The 22,339-nt window shown below is 33.1% G+C and carries 16 protein-coding genes; 7 read left to right on the forward strand and 9 right to left on the reverse strand.

Annotated features, from left to right (window positions below):
- Positions 1-85: 85 nt before the first annotated feature.
- The 3 genes from EV145_RS11745 to argS all read right to left on the reverse strand — a co-directional run bounded on the left by EV145_RS11745 (position 86) and on the right by argS (position 6,591).
- The gene (locus EV145_RS11745; protein WP_133525411.1) at positions 86-1,477 is read right to left on the reverse strand and encodes a SusD/RagB family nutrient-binding outer membrane lipoprotein; all 1,392 of its coding nucleotides are present in this window, start codon (positions 1,475-1,477) and stop codon (positions 86-88) included.
- A 17-nt stretch (positions 1,478-1,494) separates the two neighbouring features.
- Positions 1,495-4,560, reverse strand: coding sequence for a SusC/RagA family TonB-linked outer membrane protein (locus tag EV145_RS11750; RefSeq protein ID WP_133525412.1), 3,066 nt, complete (start codon positions 4,558-4,560; stop codon positions 1,495-1,497).
- 252 nt (positions 4,561-4,812) lie between these two features.
- On the reverse strand, positions 4,813-6,591 hold the full coding sequence (gene argS, locus EV145_RS11755) for an arginine--tRNA ligase (protein WP_133525413.1): 1,779 nt from the start codon (positions 6,589-6,591) through the stop codon (positions 4,813-4,815).
- Positions 6,592-6,915: 324 nt separating this feature from the next.
- On the opposite strand from argS, the gene EV145_RS11760 reads away from it, so the two are divergent.
- Positions 6,916-9,333 (forward strand): TonB-dependent receptor domain-containing protein, encoded by a 2,418-nt coding sequence (locus EV145_RS11760; protein WP_133525414.1) that lies wholly within the window; start codon positions 6,916-6,918, stop codon positions 9,331-9,333.
- 92 nt (positions 9,334-9,425) lie between these two features.
- On the opposite strand, the gene EV145_RS11765 is transcribed toward EV145_RS11760, so the two are convergent.
- Both EV145_RS11765 and EV145_RS11770 read right to left on the reverse strand, forming a co-directional pair.
- Positions 9,426-10,097, reverse strand: a complete 672-nt coding sequence (locus EV145_RS11765; protein WP_133525415.1) for a copper homeostasis protein CutC — start codon at positions 10,095-10,097, stop codon at positions 9,426-9,428.
- 178 nt (positions 10,098-10,275) lie between these two features.
- Positions 10,276-11,283 (reverse strand): 3-oxoacyl-ACP synthase III family protein, encoded by a 1,008-nt coding sequence (locus EV145_RS11770; RefSeq protein WP_056200855.1) that lies wholly within the window; start codon positions 11,281-11,283, stop codon positions 10,276-10,278.
- Between the two features lie 263 nt (positions 11,284-11,546).
- Here EV145_RS11770 and EV145_RS11775 point away from each other — a divergent pair, with 263 nt between their 5' ends.
- Positions 11,547-13,958, forward strand: a complete 2,412-nt coding sequence (locus EV145_RS11775; protein ID WP_133525416.1) for a prolyl oligopeptidase family serine peptidase — start codon at positions 11,547-11,549, stop codon at positions 13,956-13,958.
- Positions 13,959-14,068: 110 nt separating this feature from the next.
- Here EV145_RS11775 and EV145_RS11780 read toward each other — a convergent pair whose 3' ends face one another.
- The 3 genes from EV145_RS11780 to EV145_RS11790 all read right to left on the reverse strand — a co-directional run bounded on the left by EV145_RS11780 (position 14,069) and on the right by EV145_RS11790 (position 16,343).
- Positions 14,069-15,019, reverse strand: coding sequence for an ABC transporter ATP-binding protein (locus tag EV145_RS11780; RefSeq protein ID WP_133525417.1), 951 nt, complete (start codon positions 15,017-15,019; stop codon positions 14,069-14,071).
- Positions 15,020-15,126: 107 nt separating this feature from the next.
- Positions 15,127-15,822 (reverse strand): OmpA family protein, encoded by a 696-nt coding sequence (locus EV145_RS11785; RefSeq protein ID WP_133525418.1) that lies wholly within the window; start codon positions 15,820-15,822, stop codon positions 15,127-15,129.
- A 17-nt stretch (positions 15,823-15,839) separates the two neighbouring features.
- On the reverse strand, positions 15,840-16,343 hold the full coding sequence (locus EV145_RS11790; protein WP_166638444.1) for a lipocalin family protein: 504 nt from the start codon (positions 16,341-16,343) through the stop codon (positions 15,840-15,842).
- A gap of 201 nt (positions 16,344-16,544) precedes the next feature.
- Here EV145_RS11790 and htpG point away from each other — a divergent pair, with 201 nt between their 5' ends.
- The 5 genes from htpG to EV145_RS11815 all read left to right on the forward strand — a co-directional run bounded on the left by htpG (position 16,545) and on the right by EV145_RS11815 (position 21,729).
- On the forward strand, positions 16,545-18,428 hold the full coding sequence (htpG, locus tag EV145_RS11795; protein WP_133525419.1) for a molecular chaperone HtpG: 1,884 nt from the start codon (positions 16,545-16,547) through the stop codon (positions 18,426-18,428).
- A 174-nt stretch (positions 18,429-18,602) separates the two neighbouring features.
- Entirely contained in the window at positions 18,603-19,529 is a 927-nt protein-coding gene (locus tag EV145_RS11800; protein WP_133525420.1) for a thrombospondin type 3 repeat-containing protein, read from the forward strand.
- A complete protein-coding gene (locus tag EV145_RS11805) occupies positions 19,530-19,955 on the forward strand; it encodes a hypothetical protein (protein WP_133525421.1) in 426 nt (141 codons plus the stop codon).
- 97 nt (positions 19,956-20,052) lie between these two features.
- Positions 20,053-20,859 carry a hypothetical protein gene (locus EV145_RS11810; protein WP_133525422.1) on the forward strand — a complete coding sequence of 269 codons (807 nt, stop codon included), beginning with the start codon at positions 20,053-20,055 and terminating at the stop codon, positions 20,857-20,859.
- A 132-nt stretch (positions 20,860-20,991) separates the two neighbouring features.
- Entirely contained in the window at positions 20,992-21,729 is a 738-nt protein-coding gene (locus tag EV145_RS11815) for a DUF4369 domain-containing protein (RefSeq protein WP_133525423.1), read from the forward strand.
- Between the two features lie 70 nt (positions 21,730-21,799).
- On the opposite strand, the gene EV145_RS11820 is transcribed toward EV145_RS11815, so the two are convergent.
- Positions 21,800-22,258, reverse strand: coding sequence for a DUF5362 family protein (locus EV145_RS11820; RefSeq protein WP_133525424.1), 459 nt, complete (start codon positions 22,256-22,258; stop codon positions 21,800-21,802).
- Between the last annotated feature and the right edge of the window lie 81 nt (positions 22,259-22,339).

Consider the following 22,339-nt stretch of genomic DNA (forward strand, 5'->3'; position numbering starts at 1 on the left):
CTTGCATTATTTTCACTAAAAGGGTACTAATTCAAAATAGTTAAAAACGATATAAGGAGTTTTATTTAATCTTTATTAAATCATGTTAGTCTTTATCCCACCAGACATTTGTAGTTACATTACTGACTACTGTCGCATTTGGATTATACTGCCTCTCATCTGACGGAGTTGGCAATCGTACCGGAATCACTTTTTTATTTGAAGACTGATTTGGTATTAAAGCAGGAAATCCTGTTCTTCTATAATCATTATAAGGCTCCATAGTTAAGAAAAGTGCAAGATATTTTTGCTTAATAATATTTTCTAAATCAACTGTAGCCGTCGCAGCTGCTAAAAATTCAGATGTCGCAGCTGTTCCTGTAATTTTTAATACCGATGCACTAACTGCCTCTTGTAATGCGGATTTTGCATCTTGCCCTAAACGTAGTTTTGCTTCAGCTTCAATAAATTTAGCTTCGCCATAAGTAACTAATCCAATTGCAGATGTAGCGCTTGCAAAAGCAGAACCTATGTACGATGACGAAGTTGTGTCTAAATCTTCTGGAATGTTACCAACATAAATTGGAACTATCGGTGGTTTTGGTTTATTTAAGGCGATTGAAAATGGCAATCTCGGATCATTTGCATTTTGCAATGAGTTCACAAAATAAGCACCAGTTTTCAAATAATTGGCACGGCTTCTATCAAAAGCATACCATTGATTAAGTCCATTTGATGTGCCAGGAAAAAAAGTATTAGCATCATCATTATTTGAACTTATTCCAGATGCATTGATATACTCTAAAGCTTTTTTTGCTGCATTAGTATCAACTTGCGTAAGCCTTAAAGCAAATCTTGCTTTAAGAACATAGGCTGTCTGAATCCATTTTTTTGTATTACCATTAAAAATATAATCGTCAGTAGCCGGCACAGAAATATTACTTGAAACTGATTTGCTTAAATTTACAATTGCTTCATCTAAAATTGTCTGTAGTCTTTGATAAATTTCTTGCTGCGTGTTATATTTTGGTGTTTTATTTCCTTGATCTGCTTTAAAAGCCTCGTCATAAGGAACATCTCCCCATAAATCTGTTGCATAACCTAAATTTATTGCAGTCAATATTTGACCAATACCATTATAATAAGGATAATGCCCAGCGAAATCTCGATTTAAAATATGCCCACTAATCAATGTAGTGCCATATAATGTATTCCATTCGTTATTTACATCCTGTTCGCTAACAATGTAACGCTGAATATCTCCTAATTGCCCTACACTTGTCCCAGCTAAATGCTGATCAAAAATATTGGAAGTCCTAATTAATCCTCCTGTATGAGTTGAAAAAGTAGAAACTTCCATTGCAGACAACAACAAAGTTGGAGTAGTCGAAATTGGAGAGTTTGGGTTTTCATTAAAGTGATCTAACTCAGAATCACAACTTGTAAGCAAACTGAAGCCAACTGCCATCAGAATAATACTTTTTATATATTTTTTCATTTTTATTTAATTTAAAATTAGAAACCTACTTTAAGAGTCATTATAAATGATTTGCTTCCAGGGTTGTTAAAGTAATCCAACCCGTTAATTCTTGAGCCAGCACCAGTCAAACTAGTTTCTGGGTCAACACCTTTATAATTAGTATCTAACCATAAATTTCTTCCGGTAAATGATAACTGAGCCGAATTAATAGCTGTAAATTTTTTGACAATAAAATCATAACTTAAAGTAACATCACGTAGTCTTACCCAATTTACATTTGTGATAGCTTCTTCTGCAGCTCCACCTCCATCACCTAAGTATTTTTGATAATAATTTTTAGCTGAAATGGCAATATCATTTGGAGTCCCATCCGTTTTTACACCAGAAATAATATAAGTATGCTCCCTATCAGCAGAAGCCTCAGAAACTCCAAAATTGTGCAATCTTGCAAGAGTTCCATTATACACAGCGCCACCATGTCTAAAATCTAATAAACCAGATAATGCAACTCTTTTATAAGAGAAAGTATTTCTCAAACCTCCAGTCCATTTTGGCGCAGAGTTTCCTAGATTTCCTGTTTCGGATTGTATTAATGGCAAACCGTCTGTACCAATAATTTTTTGTCCGTTTGCATCTCTTTGCCATTTAGTTCCATAAAAACTACCCAAAGGCTGTCCTTTAACTGCATAATATCCTATTGACCCAAAAGCAGTTTCAATAGAAATTGCATCTAAATTTCCTGAAATATCGGTAACCTTGTTTTCGTTTTTAGCCCAGTTTGCATTAACATTCCATTGAAATGCATTGCCTTTCTTGAATAAATCATAACCTAACTCAACTTCAATACCTTTATTTACTAATTCAGCTGCATTTTGATATACTAATCCAAATCCGCTGGATTGTGGTAATGGCATTCTAATCAATAAATCTTTAGATGTTTTATAATACAAATTCACATCTAATGTTAAACGATTTTCTAAAAATTTAGTGCTTAACCCTAATTCATGACCTAAAACTCTTTCAGGTTTTAAATTTTGATTTCCTAAAACGCCCGAAACAGACATACCGTTAACTCCATTATACGGAAAACTTAAACCATCTGTGAAACCATCTGTCATAAATGGTTGCGAGAAAGTACTTATGGTATAATAAGGCTGAGGCGCAATACCAACTTCTCCATAACCATATGTCAATTTTGCAAAACTAGTCCATTCTGGTAAATCAAATGAATTTGTCAAAATCCATGAGGCTGAAGCAGCTGGAAAAATAGCACTGTTTGCATTTGTTCCATAAGTTGATGACCATTCTTTTCTAACAGAACCTGTTATAAAAAGCTGATTTTTAATATCAAATTCCAGTTGTCCAAACAAAGCTCTCGACATTATATTAACTTCTGAATTTGAAGCATAAAGCTGGGTCGCATTTGACAAGTTGTACACCCCTCTTACAGCAAGTTCTTTCCCTCTTGAAAATACATCTGTATTTTGTGAAGAACGCAGATTAAGTCCAGCAGTATAATTTACTTTTAACCAATCAGAATGTAATGGCAGTAATCCACTTGCTATAAAATCTCCATAGAATTGCTTATTGTTAATATTATTAAATGCTACTTCTCCAATACCTGCAAGATTATCGCCGTTAGATGAAATTGCATAAACTTGTTTTCTGTAATCTGAATAAGCATCTACTCCTCCCTTTGCTGTTAATGATAACCATTCAGCTGGAGAATAAGTTAAATACATATTTCCAAAAACACGATTAACATCACTTGTTGCAGGGTTTTCATTGACTGTAAAATATGGATTGTCATAACTCTGAACATAATTCATATTATTTCCTTCCGCATCTCTATAATTTCTTAAATCATAATTCCCTACAGAGCGTAGTAAACTAAGCATTACTCCAGACACATTACTTCCGTTTTGAGCTAAAGTATTTGTTGTATGCGTATATTGTAAACTTCCTCCTGTTTTCCACTTATCACTAAGCTTTAAATCTCCAACAACTCTTAAAGTGTTTCTTTTTAAACCAGTTTCCGGAATCATACCTGTTTGTGTGACATTTCCGTAAGAAGCTCTATAAGTGGCTTTTTCATCACCTCCGTAAAATGATAAATTATTTGTAAATGTTAGACCTTCCTGAAAGAAGTTTCCAACATTATCATACATTGGTACGCCAATTTTTTGCGCTGACGGCCCCCAACTTTGAGGTGTACTTGGATTTACTGCCGTTGCTGTTGCACTTGTACCCTGCACATATTTGTTCTGTCTTGCTGGAAGCTGACTTACTTTATCAATTGCTAATGAAGTTGAATAATCAATTCCTAAACCTTTTCCAGCCTTGCCTTTTTTAGTTGTATAGATGATAACCCCATTTCCCGCTCTCTCTCCATATAAGGCCGCTGCTGCCGGCCCCTTAAGAACGGATACACTTTCGATATCGTTTGGATTGATATCTAAAGCTCTATTTGAGTTATTTATCCCAGATAAATTTGCATTAAAAGGATTATCTCCGGCACTGGTTTGACTTGTACTGTTGTCAATTGGCACACCATCAACAACAATTAAAGGATCAGATGTTCCTGTAATTGTATTTACACCTCTAATAATAATTTTACTCGAAGCCCCTGGGGTTCCCCCTGAACCAATTACTTGAACTCCCGCTGCTTTTCCTGCCAAAGCTTGGACAACATTTTGCTCACCTGATCTTGTAATTTCTTCTGAAGTTACTTTAGAAACAGCATAGCCTAACTTTTTTTCATCTTTTTTAATTCCTAGCGCAGTAACTACAACACCTTCCAACTCAACTGAATCATCTTTTAGTTTTATATTAATCGAAGAAGAAGTTGCCAAAACTTCTTGTGTTTTCATTCCGATGTAGCTAAAAACCAAAACTTGATTTGAAGATGCTTTAATAACATACTTCCCATCAAAGTCAGTTTGTACTCCTAACTTTGTTCCTTTTACCAAAACACTGACACCTGGTAAAGGTATTCCAGCGTTATCTGAAACAGTTCCTGAAATAGCTTTTTCCTGTGCAAAAATCAATTGCATTCCTGTTATCAAAAACAACAGCACAATTCTTACAATTTTTTGTTTCATTACTTATTTATCTTTTTTGATTATTTGACGCAAATCTATCAAACTAAGATAATTTTAACAAGAATTATAAGTCTTTTAACATTAAAAAAAGAAAGTTTAATATTACAAATTATTGAACCGAAAGAAAACAAAACATAACGATTTAAGAATTAGATACATACAATAAAACTTACAGAAAAAAAATTTTATGAGTAAAACAAAAAAGCCGATAGTTTAAAACTATCGGCTTTTTATTATCTAAAATTTCTATTCTTACATTCTTTCTGGAACCTCAATTCCTAATAAAGTTAATGCTGATTTAATAACTTCTGCAACTTTTTGAGAAAGCTGTACTCTGAAAATCTTCTTAGTTAAATCAACTTCACCTAAAATATGAACGGATTGATAGAACGAATTATATTCCTTTACTAAATCGTATGTATAATTTGCAATCAGTGCTGGGCTGTGATTTTGCGCAGCGTTCTGAATTACTTCTGGAAAAAGTTCGATTTCTTTTACCAATTCTTTTTCTTTTTCGTGAAGCTCTTCGATATTTGTTTTGGCAGAAAAATCAAAATCGGCTTTACGAATGATTGATTGAATTCGTGCATATGTGTATTGAATAAACGGACCCGTATTTCCAGCAAAATCAACAGATTCTTCAGGATTGAATAAAATACGTTTCTTTGGATCAACTTTTAAAATATAATATTTCAAAGCACCAAGACCAATTGTTTTATACAATTTTGCTTTTTCCTCTGCTGAATAACTGTCTAATTTTCCTAAATCTTCAGAAATTTGCTTGGCAGTATCCGTCATGTCCTGCATCAAATCATCAGCATCAACAACAGTTCCTTCACGGCTTTTCATTTTTCCTGAAGGTAAATCAACCATTCCATATGACAAATGGTATAAATTTGAAGCCCAGTCAAAACCTAATTTTTTCAAGATTAAAAACAACACTTTAAAGTGATAATCTTGTTCATTTCCAACAGTATAAACCATTCCACCAACATCTGGCATATCTTTTACACGCTGAATTGCTGTTCCTATGTCTTGGGTCATATAAACTGCAGTTCCATCAGAACGCAAAACAATTTTGCGATCAAGACCTTCATCTGTCAAATCAATCCAAACTGAACCGTCAGGATCTTTTTCGAAAACACCTTTATCAAGACCAACCTGAACAACGTCTTTACCTAATAAATAAGTGTTGCTTTCGTAGTAATATTTATCAAAATTAACTCCAAGATTGGTGTATGTTGTTGCAAAACCATCATAAACCCATTGGTTCATCATTTTCCAAAGCTCGATTACTTTTTCATCGCCAGCTTCCCATTTTTTCAGCATTTCCTGCGCTTCAATAATTATAGGAGCTTGTTTTTTTGCTTCTTCTTCCGTTTTTCCAGTTTCAATTAATTGGTTAATTTCTGTTTTGTAGGCTTTATCAAACTCCACATAATATTTCCCAACTAATTTATCGCCTTTTAAATTTGAACTTTCAGGAGTTTCTCCGTTTCCAAATTTTTCCCAAGCCAACATCGATTTACAGATATGAATTCCTCGATCGTTGATGATTTGAGTTTTATATACTTTTTTACCAGAAGCTTTTATAATTTCAGCAACAGAATATCCTAATAAATTATTACGAACGTGACCTAAATGCAAAGGCTTATTTGTATTTGGTGAAGAATATTCAACCATTATTGCTTTGTCTTCTGGATTCGGAGTAACATACCCAAATTTAGTGTTCTCTTTTATTTCATTGAAGAAATTTAGATAATAACTATCTGAAATAACAATATTCAAAAAACCTGACACGACATTAAAGCGAGCAACTTCAGAAACATTTTCAACTAGATAATTTCCAATTTTATTTCCTAATTCAGCAGGATTGCTTTTGATGATTTTCAACAATGGAAAAATGACCATTGTAATATCGCCTTCAAACTCTTTTCTGGTAGTTTGAAATTCGATTTTATCAACAGTAACATCAAATAATGCCTGAATGGCGCTTTGTATAGAAGGTGTAAGAATTTGTGATAATGACATGTAAACTTATTTTTAAAGTGAGCAAAGATACTGCTTATTCATCAATTACAGAAAATGAATAACATATAAAATCGCACAAAACGTTTAGAATTTCTTAAAAATGCTTCTAAGATGAATGTTAAAATTATCAAAAAATTAAAATGCTAATCTCCTACAAAACAGTAGCTCGCAAATTAAAATGAAATTTTTTAAGTTTTTTTTGTAACATATCAATCATAAAAGAGTCTTAATAGAGACTTTGAATTCATTTAAAGCAAAAAAAAAATCTAACAAAAACAAAAAAACAATCATCATCAATCAAATCAAAATAATCAATTATTAATTATGAAATTAAAATTTTTTCTGTTAGCATTATTCAGTTTAATTGCAACAGCACAGGCCCAGAATTCGGGGACGGTCTCCGGAAAAATTATTGAAAAATCAAATAACGCACCGATTTCGTATGCAACTGTTTCTATCAAGGAAAATGGAAAAGTTGTATCTGGAGTGAATACAGATGATAATGGTGATTTTTCTATCAAAAACTTAGCATTAAAAAGCTACACTATTGAAATTCAATACATTGGTTTCAAAAAATACGTTGGTTCGCTAATTTTGAGCGAAAACAGAAAAACCGCTACGGTAAATGTTTCTCTTGAAGAAGAGGCAACCCAATTAAAAGGTGTAAATATTGTTGCTGAACGTTCAACTATTGAGCAAAAAATTGACCGTAAAGTAATTAATGTGGGTAAAGATTTAACTACTGCCGGAGCTTCTGCATCTGACATTATGAGCAATATTCCATCTGTAAACGTAGATCAGGACGGAAAACTTTCGCTTCGCGGAAATGATAATGTACGTGTATTAATTGACGGAAGACCTTCGAATATCGATCCTGCTCAATTATTAAAACAAATTCCATCGACTTCGATCAAAAAAATTGAATTGATTACAAATCCAAGTGCAAAATATAATCCGGAAGGAATGTCTGGAATTATCAATATTGTGTTGCACAAAAATGCCAACACTGGTTTCAACGGAAGCTACAGTGGCGGTATTACTTTTGGAGAAACTGCAAAATACAATCAGTCTTTAGATTTGAACTACAAAACCGGAAAAGTAAATTTCTTCGGAAATGGAGGCCAAAACTTTGGTACTTATTTTAACGACGGAAAAATCTATAGATTAGATCAGGATATCAAACAAAATTTAGATATTTCAAACGAAAATGACAATTACCTATACAAACTAGGTATGGATTATTTGATCGATGATAAAAATACTTTGTCATTCTATACCAATCAAAACAAATCAACTGGAAACGGAAATGTAATTACTGATATTGATTACAATAATGGTGATCCAAATATTTTGAATATTTACCAAAATTCAACTTATAAAGGGCCAAGCAGAACAGGAACTTATAATTTAGCATACAAACATATTTTCAAAAAAGAAGGACATACCTTAGATTTTGAAGGTAATTACAGCGACACGAAAGTTAGCCAAAATGCAACTTTTGACACACAGACAACGAGACCAAATAATTCAGTAAATGATGTAGTTTACAGCGATAAAATTGGTGACCAAAGAAAACTGAGTACTTTAAACGTTGATTACGTAAATCCTTTAAACGATAAAACTACCCTTGAAGCTGGTGCCGAAGCAAGAATTACAAGAACAAGTAACGATTACAACACTGGTAATCCTCTAGTTCCTGTTGCTGAACAAATTTCAAACTATACCTATGATACTGATATTTATTCTGCATATGTAACATTTGGTCAAAAATTCAAAAAATTCAGTTATCAATTAGGAACTCGTTTTGAGAGCTACAAAGTTGCTGCAAACTTAAATCACGGTCAGGATAAATTTAATGATGATTATATTACTTTATATCCTTCAGCTTATTTAACTTATAATTTAAATGAGAAAAACACATTGCAATTTAGCTACAGCCGTCGTGTAGACCGCCCAAGTTTAGAGCAAACAAAACCTATTCGTGAGTTTTCTACTCCGTTAGTAACTTCATACGGGAATCCTGAATTAAGACCTCAGTTTACAAACTCTGTTGAAGTAAATTACACTAAAACTCTTGAAAAAGGAAGCATTACTGCTGGAGTTTTTGTAAGAAGCATCAATGATCAAATAAGCAGAACTTTAAGCCCAGATCCAAATGACCCATCTGGATACAAGCAAATTTTAAGTTACACAAATTACGATCACAACAGCGCTTATGGTTTTGATGTTTCGTTCAACTACAAATTAACAAAATGGTGGGATATTCAGCCATCTATTGATTTTTCAAGTATTAAACAGCAAGGTATTGTGTTTCAATTTGATCCAGCAACTGGAACAACTTCACCTCTTGAGCGTAGTGTAACAACGTCAGCATTCAATGCTCGTATGAATTCAAACTTCAAACCAACAAAACGTTTAAGCTTTTTATTATTTGGTTTTTACAGAGGACCAGTTGACGATGTTCAGCAGGAAAGAAAAGCAATGTACAAAATGGATATTGGCTCACGTTATACATTGTTAGACAACAAAATGAATATCAGCGTTCGTTTTAACGACGTTTTCAACACAATGAAATATGCTTTTGACGGAGTTTATCCTTACCCACAAACAGGTCAGTTTACATGGGAAAGTCAAACAGTTTATTTAGGTTTAACTTATAACTTTGGAGGCGGAAAAATCAAAAATTTACAGCGTAAACAAAGAGAAGATAACACTAATAAAGGTGGTGGCGGAATGTTTTAATCCCACTTTGATTAGTAGATTTTAATAGTTCTTGTAGAAAAAAAAATCCTGGAGTATGCCAACTCCAGGATTTTTTTATTTTTATTTATTGTCTATAAAAAATTTCGCAATTCTTTTATTTCTTCTGGATTTGCAATTTCTGATTTATCTGTAATTGCTGAAGAATGATAATAAGTCGGCGTCAATCTATCCTGCAGTAATTTAATATTTGAAGATCTTAATCCTCCTCCAGGCATAATTTCAATCCGGTCTTTGGCTAATTCCTGAATCAGCTCTAAATCAAAAATCCCTTCTTCAACATTTTTCCCTCTCCCTGAAGTTAAAATAGTTTTGAAACCACAGTCAATTACATCTTCAAGTCCTTTTTCAATTGAATCAACAACATCAAAAGCACGGTGAAAAGTACAGGAAAGTGGATGCGCTAAATGAACTAATTCTCGATTTTGTTTTTTATTGACTTTTCCATTAGATTTTAAAATTCCAAAAACAAAACCATCAACCCCCAGCTTTTTATATTGCTTAATATCTTGTTTCATTTCGGTAAGTTCTTCATCCGAATAAACAAAATCACCGCCACGAGGTCTTATAATCACGTGCATTTTAATATTCACGCTTTCGCGGACTTTCACTACTAAAATAGAATTTGGCGTTGTACCTCCTAATTCCATGTTTTCGCATAGTTCAATTCTATCTGCACCACTTTCTTGCGCAATCAAAGCTGATGCGTAATTAAAACAGGCAATTTCTAGTTGATTTTTTTTCATTTTAAATGCAATCTTTTTTTCTAGTTTGTCATTGCGAGGAACGAAGCAATCTCACCCTAATAAGAAACGTAATATTTCTCGTGAGATTGCTTCGTTCCTCGCAATGACACAAGCAAAATTATAAAAAAACCTGCTCCAAAATGAAGCAGGTTTAAAATATAATGCAAGATGAATTAATTTACCATTTGATAATTGCGCTCGCCCAAGTGAATCCACTTCCAAAAGCGGCTAAAACTACTGTATCTCCAGATTTTATTTTTCCTTGTTCCCAAGCTTCAGTTAAAGCAATTGGAATAGAAGCTGCCGTTGTATTTCCGTATTTCTGAATATTATTATGCACTTGATCATCAGACAATTTAAATTTATTCTGAATGAACTGTGAAATTCTCAAGTTTGCCTGATGCGGAATCAGCATATCAATATCTGAAACCTGAAGTCCATTTGCTTCTAAGCCCTCATTGATTACTTCGGCAAAACGAACTACTGCATTTTTAAATACAAATTGTCCGTTCATATATGGATAATAACTCTCGTCATTAGGATCATTGTCGGCAATAATATCTGTAACCCAGCGCGCGCCCATTCCTGGTGCCTGCAATGCTAATTCCTCAGCATGTTGCCCTTCTGAATGTAAATGCGTTGATAAAATTCCTTTTGTCAAATCTTCTTCACGGCTTAAAACAGCTGCTCCTGCTCCATCTCCAAAAATAACCGAAACACCACGTCCACGTGTTGTCATATCCAATCCTGTAGAATGCACCTCAGAACCAATAACCAAAATATTTTTATACATTCCAGTTTTAATATATTGATCAGCAACAGAAATAGCATAAACAAAACCAGAACATTGATTTCTTACATCTAAAGCTCCAACAGTTCTTAAACCTAAATCGCGCTGTACTAAAACTCCAGGTCCTGGAAAATAGTAATCTGGACTTAAGGTTGCAAAAACTACAAAATCAATATCTTCTTTGGCTACGCCAGAACGTTCTATTGCAATTTTAGCTGCTTTTACTCCCATTGAAGTTGTGGTATCTTCTCCACGAATGATATGTCTGCGCTCCTGAATTCCAGTTCTTTCCTGAATCCATTCGTCATTAGTATCAATAATCTTAGACAAATCATCGTTGGTTACAACATTTGAAGGAACATAATATCCTAAGCCCGCTATTTTTGAATGATACATATTCTTTTATTGTTTGTTAAAAAATTGGATTGCAAATTTACGTATAGTTTAAAACATAAGCACCCAAATTACTATTTTTTTCGTTATTGACAATTTAATATACTTTAATTCTAAAGTTCTTTAAAACTTTTTCTTTCAAGAAAAATCAGTGATCTGTTAAAAATGATGAAAACTATTAAAAATATGCTTTAAATTGTAACAAGATTGAAGTACTTTAGTCAAACATTACGAATACCATTTTTTAAACCCCTAAAATTCAAATTATGAAATTAAAGGTTACACTGCTCTTATTTCTAAACGTTGGTTTATTTGCTTTTGCCCAAGAAAGCTTAACCTACCAAAAACCATCCAAATCCATTTTAGATCTAGCCGATTACGAACGTGCTCCTACAGTATCAATGGATACTAAAAAAGAATACATGCTGCTAATGTACAGGCCTACTTACAAAACATTAGACGATTTAAATCAAGAGGAACTTCGTTTAGGCGGATTAAGAATTAATCCAATTACTAATATTTCAAGTACGGTAACGTATTTAAACAATTTAAAAGTACGTAAAATAAACAATACGGCAGAAGTGCAGGTTTCAGGTTTGCCAAGCAATCCTAAAATCAGTAATATTTTGTGGTCGCCAAATGACAAAAAAATATTGTTTTCGCACACTACTGCAACAGGCGTTGAACTTTGGATTTTAGATGTTGCAACTGCGAGTGCGACAAAACTTACTGAAGGCACAGTAAATGCAAATCTTGGGAATCCGTTTAACTGGTTTTCAGACAATGAAACGATTTTAGTAAAAATGCTTCCTAAAAACAGACAGCCTTTATTAGATGCTAAAAAAGATTTGCCGACTGGTCCAATTATTTCAAATACTTCTGGAGAAAAATCTCAAAACAGAACCTATCCAGATATGTTGAAAAACAAAAACGACGAAGCAAATTTTGAAAATATTGTTACTTCTGAATTGTACAAAGTAAACCTAAAAGGAGATGCTGTTTTATTTAAAGATGCAGCAATGTATTCTGGAGAAAGAATTTCTCCTGATGGAAATTACATTATGCTGACTACAATTCAAAAACCGTTTTCATATGTAGTGCCGTTATACAGGTTCCCTTCAAAAACAATTGTTTATGATGCAAGAGGAAAAGAAATCAAAACAGTAAATGAAGTTCCGTTAAGCGAAATAATGCCTAAAGGTTTTATGGCTGTTAGGAAAGGAAAACGTGAAATGGCTTGGAGAAACGACAAACCAGCTACACTAGGATTTGTAACCGCTTTAGACGAAGGAGATCCTGCAAACAAAGTAGAATTTAGAGATGAAGTTTTTCTTTGGGATGCACCTTTTACAAACAATCCGACTTCACTAGTAAAATTACCGCAACGTTTTAGTGATATAACTTGGGGGAATGATAATATTGCCATTGTTTCTGATGAATGGTATGATACACGTAATACAAAAACGTATTTGATCAATCCGTCAAATCCAAGTGAACAGCCAAAATTGATTACAGACAGAAATTCACAAGATGTTTATTCTGATCCTGGTACATTTGAAACAAAGAAAAACGAATACAATAAATACGTTTTAGCTATTGAAAACGACAATGCATTTCGTATTGGACAAGGATTTACCAAAGCTGGTCAATTTCCTTTTATAGACGAATTCAATCTAAAAACTTTAAAATCAAAACGCCTTTACACTTCTTCTTATAAAGACAAAAAAGAAGATTTATTAGAAATTGAAGATTTTAAATCAGGTAAAGTTTTAGTTCAGATTCAGTCTAAAAGTGAGTATCCGAATTATTACTTCAGAAACATAAAAAAACAAAACAGCCTAACTCCGATCACAGCTTTTAAAAATCCTTTTGAGAGCATTAAAGATGTTAGCAAAGAAGTAATTAAATACAAACGTAAAGATGGCGTTGAACTTTCTGGAACTTTATATTTACCAGCTGGTTACGACAAAGTTAAAAAAGAAAAACTGCCTTTGTTAATCTGGGCTTATCCAGCAGAATACAAAGACAAAAACAGCGCTGGACAAGTGACTCAAAATTCAAACGAATTCACTTTTCCTTATTATGGATCTTTTGTGTATTGGGTAACTAAAGGATATGTTGTTCTTGATGACGCTGCTTTCCCAATTATTGGCGAAGGGACAACAGAACCAAATGACAATTTCATTTCGCAATTAGTTGACAATGCCGAAGCAGCAATTAATGCTGTAGATGCTTTAGGTTACATCAATCGTAAAAAAGTGGCAGTTGGAGGACATTCATATGGTGCTTTTATGACGGCTAACTTATTGACACATTCTAATCTTTTTGCTTGCGGAATTGCACGAAGTGGTGCTTACAATAGAACTTTGACTCCGTTTGGATTCCAAACAGAACAGCGCAACTATTGGGAAGTTCCTCAAGTTTACAATACAATGTCACCTTTTATGAATGCTGACAAAATGAAAACTCCAATTTTATTAGTTCACGGTGAAGCCGATAATAATCCTGGAACTTTTACTTTGCAGACAGAGCGTTATTTTCAAGCTTTAAAAGGTTTAGGCGCTAATGCGAGAATGGTAATTTTACCAAAAGAAGCACATAGCTATGTAGCTAAAGAAAACATTCTGCACCTTCTGTGGGAACAAGATCAGTTTTTAGAAAAGTATTTGAAAAACTAATTTTCTCTTTAAAAGTTACAAAAAGAAAACCCGACAGATATAAAAAACTGTCGGGTTTTCTTTTTTAAGTATTCAAAATTATCTAATTATCAAATTGACACATTCTCTAATTAAAGATAATTTAAGCCAAGAAAAATTTCCTGTTCAAGTGGCAAATCAATTTCGCTTTCAAAAAAGATCAATTGCCTTTTATAAACAGTTTCAATTAAATAATGATTTCCTCTAAAATAAGTTCTTCTGATTTTTACAGGAAGCTTTGATTCAGCAACCATTTTAAACTGATGCGGATACACTAATGTTTTATGTGCTTCATCATTGTAATCAAGCAATAAATGTGTAGCTACTTCATTTACTTCACCAAATAAAGAAGCCACATATTTCGTTTCAGGATCTTCGTATATTTTTGCAGGATCGCCTTTGGTAATCACTTCTCCATTTCGCATCACAATAGCTTCATCAGCAAAGGACAACGCATCTGTACTGTCGTGTGTTGCAATAATACAGGTAATTCCTTTTTGTTTTAAATATCTAAATAGATTTCGGCGCAAAGCATTTTTTCTAAAAGCATCAATCTGGCTGAAAGGTTCATCAAGCAAAATTACTTCGGGTTCTAATGCCAAAACACGAACCAAAGCTACTCGCTGCTGTTGGCCTCCACTCAAAAATTTAGTTTTTACATTGGCGAAATTTTCCATTTCAACCATTTCCAATAATTCTTGCACACGCAGCTTTTTCATATTGGCAAATCCATTCGACAAGAATTTCCCAACATTCTCAGCTACCGTTTCATAAGGAGACAAATCAAAATCCTGTGCCAAATATTTCATATAAGGCATTCCCGGAATCAAATTGTATTTAGGACCTAGAACAGGTTTTTCGTTATAAAAAATCTTGCCTTCGTCTAAATCGTACAAACCATAAATTAGTTTTAGAAGCGTACTTTTTCCGCAACCGCTTTCGCCAATAATGGCGATATTTTCACCTTTATTTACAGTAAAAGAAACGTTTTTTATAACGGGTGTATCAGTGTACGAAAAAGAAATATTTTGAATGTCGAGCATGAGTTGAATTTGAAAGTTCAAATTTACAATGTTTAATTCCTAAAGTCAAAAAAAAAGCTGCTTCAATTATTGAAACAGCTTTAAAGAAATTTTATTGTCTTTTGAAATTATTTTCCAGCCTCAGTTTTAGCGTCATTTACCATTTTGTCATTTGCAGTAATTGCAAACTCAACACGACGGTTTTGGCTTCTTCCTTCTGGCGTATCATTTGTTGCAATAGGATCAGCAATACCTAAACCTGAAGTTTTAAAACGGCTTGACTTTAATCCTTTTGAAACTAAATACGATTGTACAGATGCCGCTCTTTGTCCGGAAAGCGTTAAATTATATTCTGGTTTTCCAGTATTATCTGTATAACCAAAAATTTCGATATTAGTATCTCCGTATTCAGTAAACACAGGGATTAATTTATCAAGATTAGCTTTTGCCTGAGCAGTCAAAGTCGATTTGTTAGTATCAAAACGAACAGCATTTTCGTTAAGTGTCAAGTGAATCCCTTCACCTACTCTTTCAACATCAGCACCAGGTAAAGCCTGATCGATTTCACGAGCCTGTTTATCCATTTTGTTTCCAATAAGTGCTCCTGTTCCACCACCAACGGCAGCACCAATTGCAGCACCTAAAGCAGCGTTTCCGCCTTTTCCTAAATTATTTCCTAAAATACCACCAATAAGACCACCGGCAACTACTCCAATTCCGGCACCTTTTTGCGTGTTATTTGCATTTTTAACTGAATCGCAGCTTGCAAAAAAACTAACTAATACAAGTAAACTACTCAACCCTAAAACTGTTATCTTTTTCATGTGTATATATTTTAATATTAATTGGCTCTTTGAAATTGGTAAGTAACATCTTTAGTTTGTCCGCCTACATTAATGTTGTCGATTAATTGAAATGAATTATCACTCAAACCTGCAACTTTTAGCAAATATCCTTCTTTAACATTTTTTGATTTTGTTCCCGGATTAACAATCTTAAGAACAAAAAGTCCTTGATTATTAATACTCCAAACAATTGGCGAAGTAAATGCTGTACAGCTTGGCGCTGTTAAAGTCATAGTACCTTTATTATTATTTGAAATAAAATTCCAAGTACTGCCGATAAAACATTTTGAATCAGCAAGATCAAATGAATTCACCTTAATATAATCAGAACCCGGATAAGATACATTGGTTAATACCCAATTTCCTTTAATAGCTACTTGAGTCGATTTGTCAAGTTTAGTAGAAAGTGTTGGCGCTTCTGTTGCAGCCGTTGTAGACGAAGATGATTTACACGCGAAAAACATCGTGGCGATCATGCAAATGAAAATAATTTTCTTCATTTTGTACATTATTTAAGTTAATACTTACGCGTTTAACAATTATTATACCACAAATATACGATTCGTTGAGATAATTTCTCTTCCAAAATCTATTTATTTTCTTTCAAAATTAACACTTCCGACAATTTGTCACCCAAAAAAAATTGGTACTCTATTTGAACAAATGAAAACCATCACATTAAACTCAAAAATTAAAAAAATATGACAACAGGTAAAATTAATGTTTCTGTAGAAAACATCTTTCCCTTAATCAAAAAGTTCTTATACAGCGATCACGAAATCTTTTTACGTGAGCTGGTTTCAAATGGAACAGACGCAACTTTAAAATTAAAACACCTAATCAGCATTGGCGAAGCTAAAGTTGAATACGGAAATCCGGTTATCGAAATTAAAGTTGATAAAGAAGGCAAAAAAATTCATATTATCGACCAAGGTTTAGGTATGACTGCTGATGAAGTTGAAAAATACATCAATCAAGTTGCCTTTTCTGGTGCCGAAGAATTCCTAGACAAATACAAAGATTCTGCAAAAGATTCTGGAATTATTGGTCACTTTGGTCTTGGTTTTTACTCAGCATTTATGGTTGCTGAAAAAGTAGAAATCATCACAAAATCATACAAAGATGAACCAGCTGCACACTGGACATGTGACGGAAGTCCTGAATTTACTTTAGAGCCAGCTGACAAAACTTCACGTGGCACTGAAATTATTCTGCATATTGCTGAAGATTCTTTAGAATTTTTAGAAGATTCTAAAATCAGCGGTTTATTAAACAAATACAACAAGTTTATGCCTATTCCAATTAAATTTGGAACTAGAACAGAAACTCTTCCAAAACCAGAAGATGCTCCTGAAGATTATGTTAATGAAACTATTGAAGTTGACAACATCATCAACAACCCAAACCCAGCTTGGACAAAACAGCCTTCTGAATTATCTGATGAAGATTACAAAAACTTCTACAGAGAATTGTATCCAATGCAATTTGAAGAGCCATTATTCAACATTCATTTAAATGTAGATTACCCATTCAACTTAACTGGTATTTTGTATTTCCCGAAACTAGGAAACGACATGCAAATCCAGAAAGATAAAATTCAATTGTACCAAAACCAAGTTTACGTTACTGATAATGTAGAAGGAATTGTTCCTGAATTTTTGACCATGTTAAAAGGTGTAATTGATTCTCCAGATATTCCATTGAACGTTTCTCGTTCTGGTTTACAAGCAGATGGTGCAGTTAAGAAAATTTCAAACTACATTACACGTAAAGTTGCCGATAAACTGAAATCGTTATTCAACGAAAACCGTGCTGATTTTGAAGCAAAATGGAACGACATTAAAATCGTTTTAGAATACGGAATGCTTTCTGAAGATAAATTCTACGAAAAAGCGGCTGCATTTGTATTATACCCAACTGTAGATGACACCTATTTTACTTTAGAAGAATTAAAAGAAAAACTAAAAGAGAACCAAACTGATAAAGATGGCAAACTTGTAGTTCTTTATGCTGGAAACAAAGATGCACAGCACTCTTATATTGAAGCAGCAAAAGAGAAAGGCTATCAAGTATTGCTTTTAGATTCTCCAATTATTTCGCATTTAATTCAGAAAATTGAAAACGATAATAAAGATGTAACTTTTGTACGTGTTGATTCTGATCACATCGATAATTTGATCAAAAAAGACGAAAACACGATTTCTAAATTATCTGATGAAGAAAAAGAAACTTTAAAAACTTCATTAGAAGCTTATATTCCAAAAGCATATAGCGTGCAATTAGAAGCTATGGATTCTCAAGCAGCTCCGTTCATTATTACGCAGCCAGAATTTATGAGAAGAATGAAAGAAATGAGCCAAACTGGCGGAGGTGGCATGTTCGGAATGGGAAATATGCCGGAAATGTACAATTTGGTTGTAAACACAAATTCTGATTTAGCTTCAAGTATTTTAAACACTGAAGATAAAACACACCAAGAACACTTGGTAAAACAAGCTTTAGACTTAGCAAAATTATCGCAGAATCTTTTAAAAGGTGAAGCTTTAACTGCTTTCGTAAAAAGAAGTTTTGAGATGATTAAATAAGATTTTAAAATCTCATCCATTTATAATTAAAAACCTGCAAGTTTAGATTTGCAGGTTTTTTTATTCAATTAATTGAAAAACAATTACTTACAATAGGTTTAATTGAAATATTTTGCTAACTTTATAATTCCAAAAAAGCTAAAAAACTTAATCTACAAGATAAAAACCAAATAGATGAAGAAATCAATACTCTTGATCATTTCTTGTATATTATTTATCTCCTGCGTTTCAAACAAAGAATTTCGGTCTAAAGAACTGGAAGTTGCTTCTTTGCAAAAACAATTAGATAGTATTTCAAAAAACGGTTTATTAGATAGTGATAGCGACGGCATAATTGATAAATATGATGCTTGCCCAAATTTAAAAGGAGAAGTAGCAGCGCAGGGTTGTTCAGACCGAGATGGCGATGGCGTTCCTGATTCAGAAGACAATTGCCCTGATCATCCAGGACCGAAATCAGATAACGGATGCACTGTGGCAATGATGAAAAATCCGCTCCCTAATTATGTTACTTATTTCCAAAAATTAAATCCAACCAAAACGGTTTATCTTACTCCTTACTTCAAAAAAGGAATTTCCTTAAAACAGCTCAATTCGCAACTTATTGCAGTTGTAGAAAAAAAACTTAAAAGAGAAACCGGAAATTATAAATATTTCGATACCGGCAACGGAAACTATGCGATAATTACCCGAAAAGAATGCATTACAAAAGATGGAAAAACAATCTACACAGAACAATGTAAACCCAATAAAGAGTGCTCATGGTTTCAATTTTCTTGCGTTGAAGAAGGATATTCCAGATTCTATTTATTTTTAGTAACTAAAAAAGTTCTTGGTGAAAATCCTGCTGGATTTGATTTAGAAGAATTTAGTCGCATATACGAAACTGATGCATTAGACTCAAATTGGAAATCTATTCCCGAACTAAACGAATTGCTTTCAAACCCCAACAATACATTTACTGAGGATTATTCAGTAATCGTAAAACTATTCGAAATAAAAAAAGAAGGACAAATGGGAGAGGCTGAAGTGCTCGAAGATCCAACCTATGAATTTGAAAAACAGATTAAAAACAGTTTCAAACCTAATACTCCTCACTAAATGACATTCTTTATAGCACAAAAACAATTAGTCAAATTGTGGTTTATCTGGACCATGTTATTATTAATTTTTGTTGGTTATCACTTACTTTTTGGCATTTTTAAACCAATCCCAAAAGAGGTTATGACTTGGTTTGCCAAATATCTGGCTTCTATATTTGCTTTGATAATGGGCAGTACTTTTTTTAGCCAAAAGCTTTTTGAAGAACAATTAAGGGACAAAATATATTTTTATCTTGCTATTGGCACATCTGTGCTTTATCTCGTTTTTATTACTGTTGTTCTCGTAATATTGCCCCGAACAGAAGAGATTAATTCCAAGGAAGATTATATCGCTCAATTAAAAAATATGGGTTTAGTTTTTAATTTTCTTCTTCCAATTCTCACCGGAGTTCTTGGCTATTTTTTCTACAAAAGCAAAAAATAAATTCTGACCAAAATGAAGCTTTTTAAATTTTTCATTGCTTTTCATTTTTTTTGTTACATTTGAACACCTTTAAATCTAACTTAAACAAAAAACTACTATGAAAAAAATCGCTCTTTTAGTTACAACTATTTGTGCCACAGCACTAACTTACGTTTCTTGTTCTAGCGACAATGAAATTGCAAACCAAACCGATACAACTGCAGTTGGAGCTTCAATTTCAATTGACGCCGTAAACGAAATGGATGTAAACACCGGATTATCTGTAACAAACAGCTCGGGCACATCAAAACCCGCAGCCGCAGTTTGCGCAACAATTACCGTTTCTGGAACATCTTACCCTAAAGTATATACTGTAGATTATGGAACTGCAGGATGCGTTGACAATCAGCTTACAAGAAAAGGAAAACTGAAACTGACACTTTCAGGACCAATAACTACTACAGGAAGTAAATTGACTATTGAAAGAATTGACTATTCTATTAACGGAATAAAACTAGAAGGAACAATTGAATATACAAATGCAACAACAGTTCCAACTGTACCACAATGGACTAGAAAAGTAACTAATGGAAAATTTACTGACTTACTAGGAAGAGCATACACTAACTCAGGATCATACACAGTAAAACAAACTGCAGGTGTTGATACTCCTTTTGTTCTTGAAGACAATGTATATGAAATGACAGAAGGAACTCATACTGTAACAACAGATAAAGGCGCAACATTAACATTGACTGTTCAAAAAGCCTTAGTAAAAAAATACTCTTGCCTGTATATTTCAAAAGGAGAATTAAAAATTGAAGGCGGATTTCTAAAAGGAGTTATTGACTACGGAAACAATGACTGCGACAGCAAATTTACTTATACACATGAGAGTGGTGTGACTTACAACTTACAAATGTAAAAGTCTCATTTTTATAAAAATAGAATGAATCCCAATTTAGAAATAGGTTGGGATTTATTTTTTATTAAAATTTAAATCACCATGGCTGCATTCAAACTATTTTCTTTATTTTGCACCAAAATCTAAAAACCAATGAAAAAATCAATTATTGCCTTTGCCGCAATTGCCCTATTAGCATCATGCAGTAAAAAAAATGAATCTACTGACAACCTGCACATCACAGGAAACATTAAAGGATTAAAAAAAGGAACTTTATATATTCAAAGAATTGTTGACACTTCTCTTGTTGCAATTGACAGCATTAAAATCGACGGAAACTCGACTTTTGAACGCGACATCAAACTTGAATCTCCAGAAATGCTTTACTTGTTTTTAGACAGAGGCGTAACGAATTCAATGGACAACAATATTTTATTCTTCGCAGAACCTGGAAATATAAACATTGACACAAACTTGGATAACTTTATCTATAACGCTAAAATTACAGGATCTAAAAATCAAGAATTATACGAAGAGTATAAAAAAATAAACAATCGTTTTAATGACGAGAGCCTTGCTTTAGTAGAACCAAGATTTAAAGCAATGAAAAGAAACGATCAAAAAGCGATTGACAGCTTAAACGCAAAACAAGAATCAAATATCAAAAGAAAATATTTGTATGCTACAAACTTCGCTCTCAACAATAAAGATCACGAAATCGCACCTTATATTGCTTTAGCAGAGATTTACGATATCAATATCAAATTTCTTGATACAATCCAGAAATCGATGACGCCAAAAGTAGCACAATCGCTTTACGGAAAGAAATTGACTAAATATGTTGCTGACATCAAAAAGCAAGAACAAAAAGCTCCTGCAGCTGCAGAATAATAAAAATCAAAAACGTCCTGAAAATTCAGGACGTTTTTTTTATATCAATTGTCTTAAAAATACTTAAAGATTATCTTCCTAATAAAGCTCCGGTAATAGCAAGCAAGAAAAACAATGCATACAATACCAAAATAGAAACCATTAAAATACCAATAAATTTATAATGTGATTTTAAATATCCTAAAGATGATGATAAAGCTTCTGAATCATTATCTCTGAAAGCTTTCTTAGCATTTGAACTAAATTTAAACAGATAATAAACAGGAAAGAAATAAACTGCCGCAATTAATAAATAAAAGAAGCTCATAATTGCACCAAAAGAGCCCCCATAAGCTCCCATTCCAGGCATTGCAGCTCCTATAGTAGAAAAAAATGCTCCTGCAAAAATTGCAATGACAACAAAAAGTCCAATTCCGACGAATCCTAGAATTGACAAAAAATAAGCCCACTTAGCGGTTTCCTTTAAAAAATCTTTTGCAGAATGATCGAGATGCAGCTCGAATTTTTCAAATACTGAAGTTTCTTCCATTATTATAGGTTTTTGGTTAAGAAACAAACATAAGAAAAATATTGTTACTATAATATTAAATGAGAGCTTTGATAATTTAGT

It is taken from the genome of Flavobacterium sp. 245, from assembly GCF_004362055.1.
In the GTDB taxonomy this organism is placed as follows: Bacteria; Bacteroidota; Bacteroidia; order Flavobacteriales; family Flavobacteriaceae; genus Flavobacterium.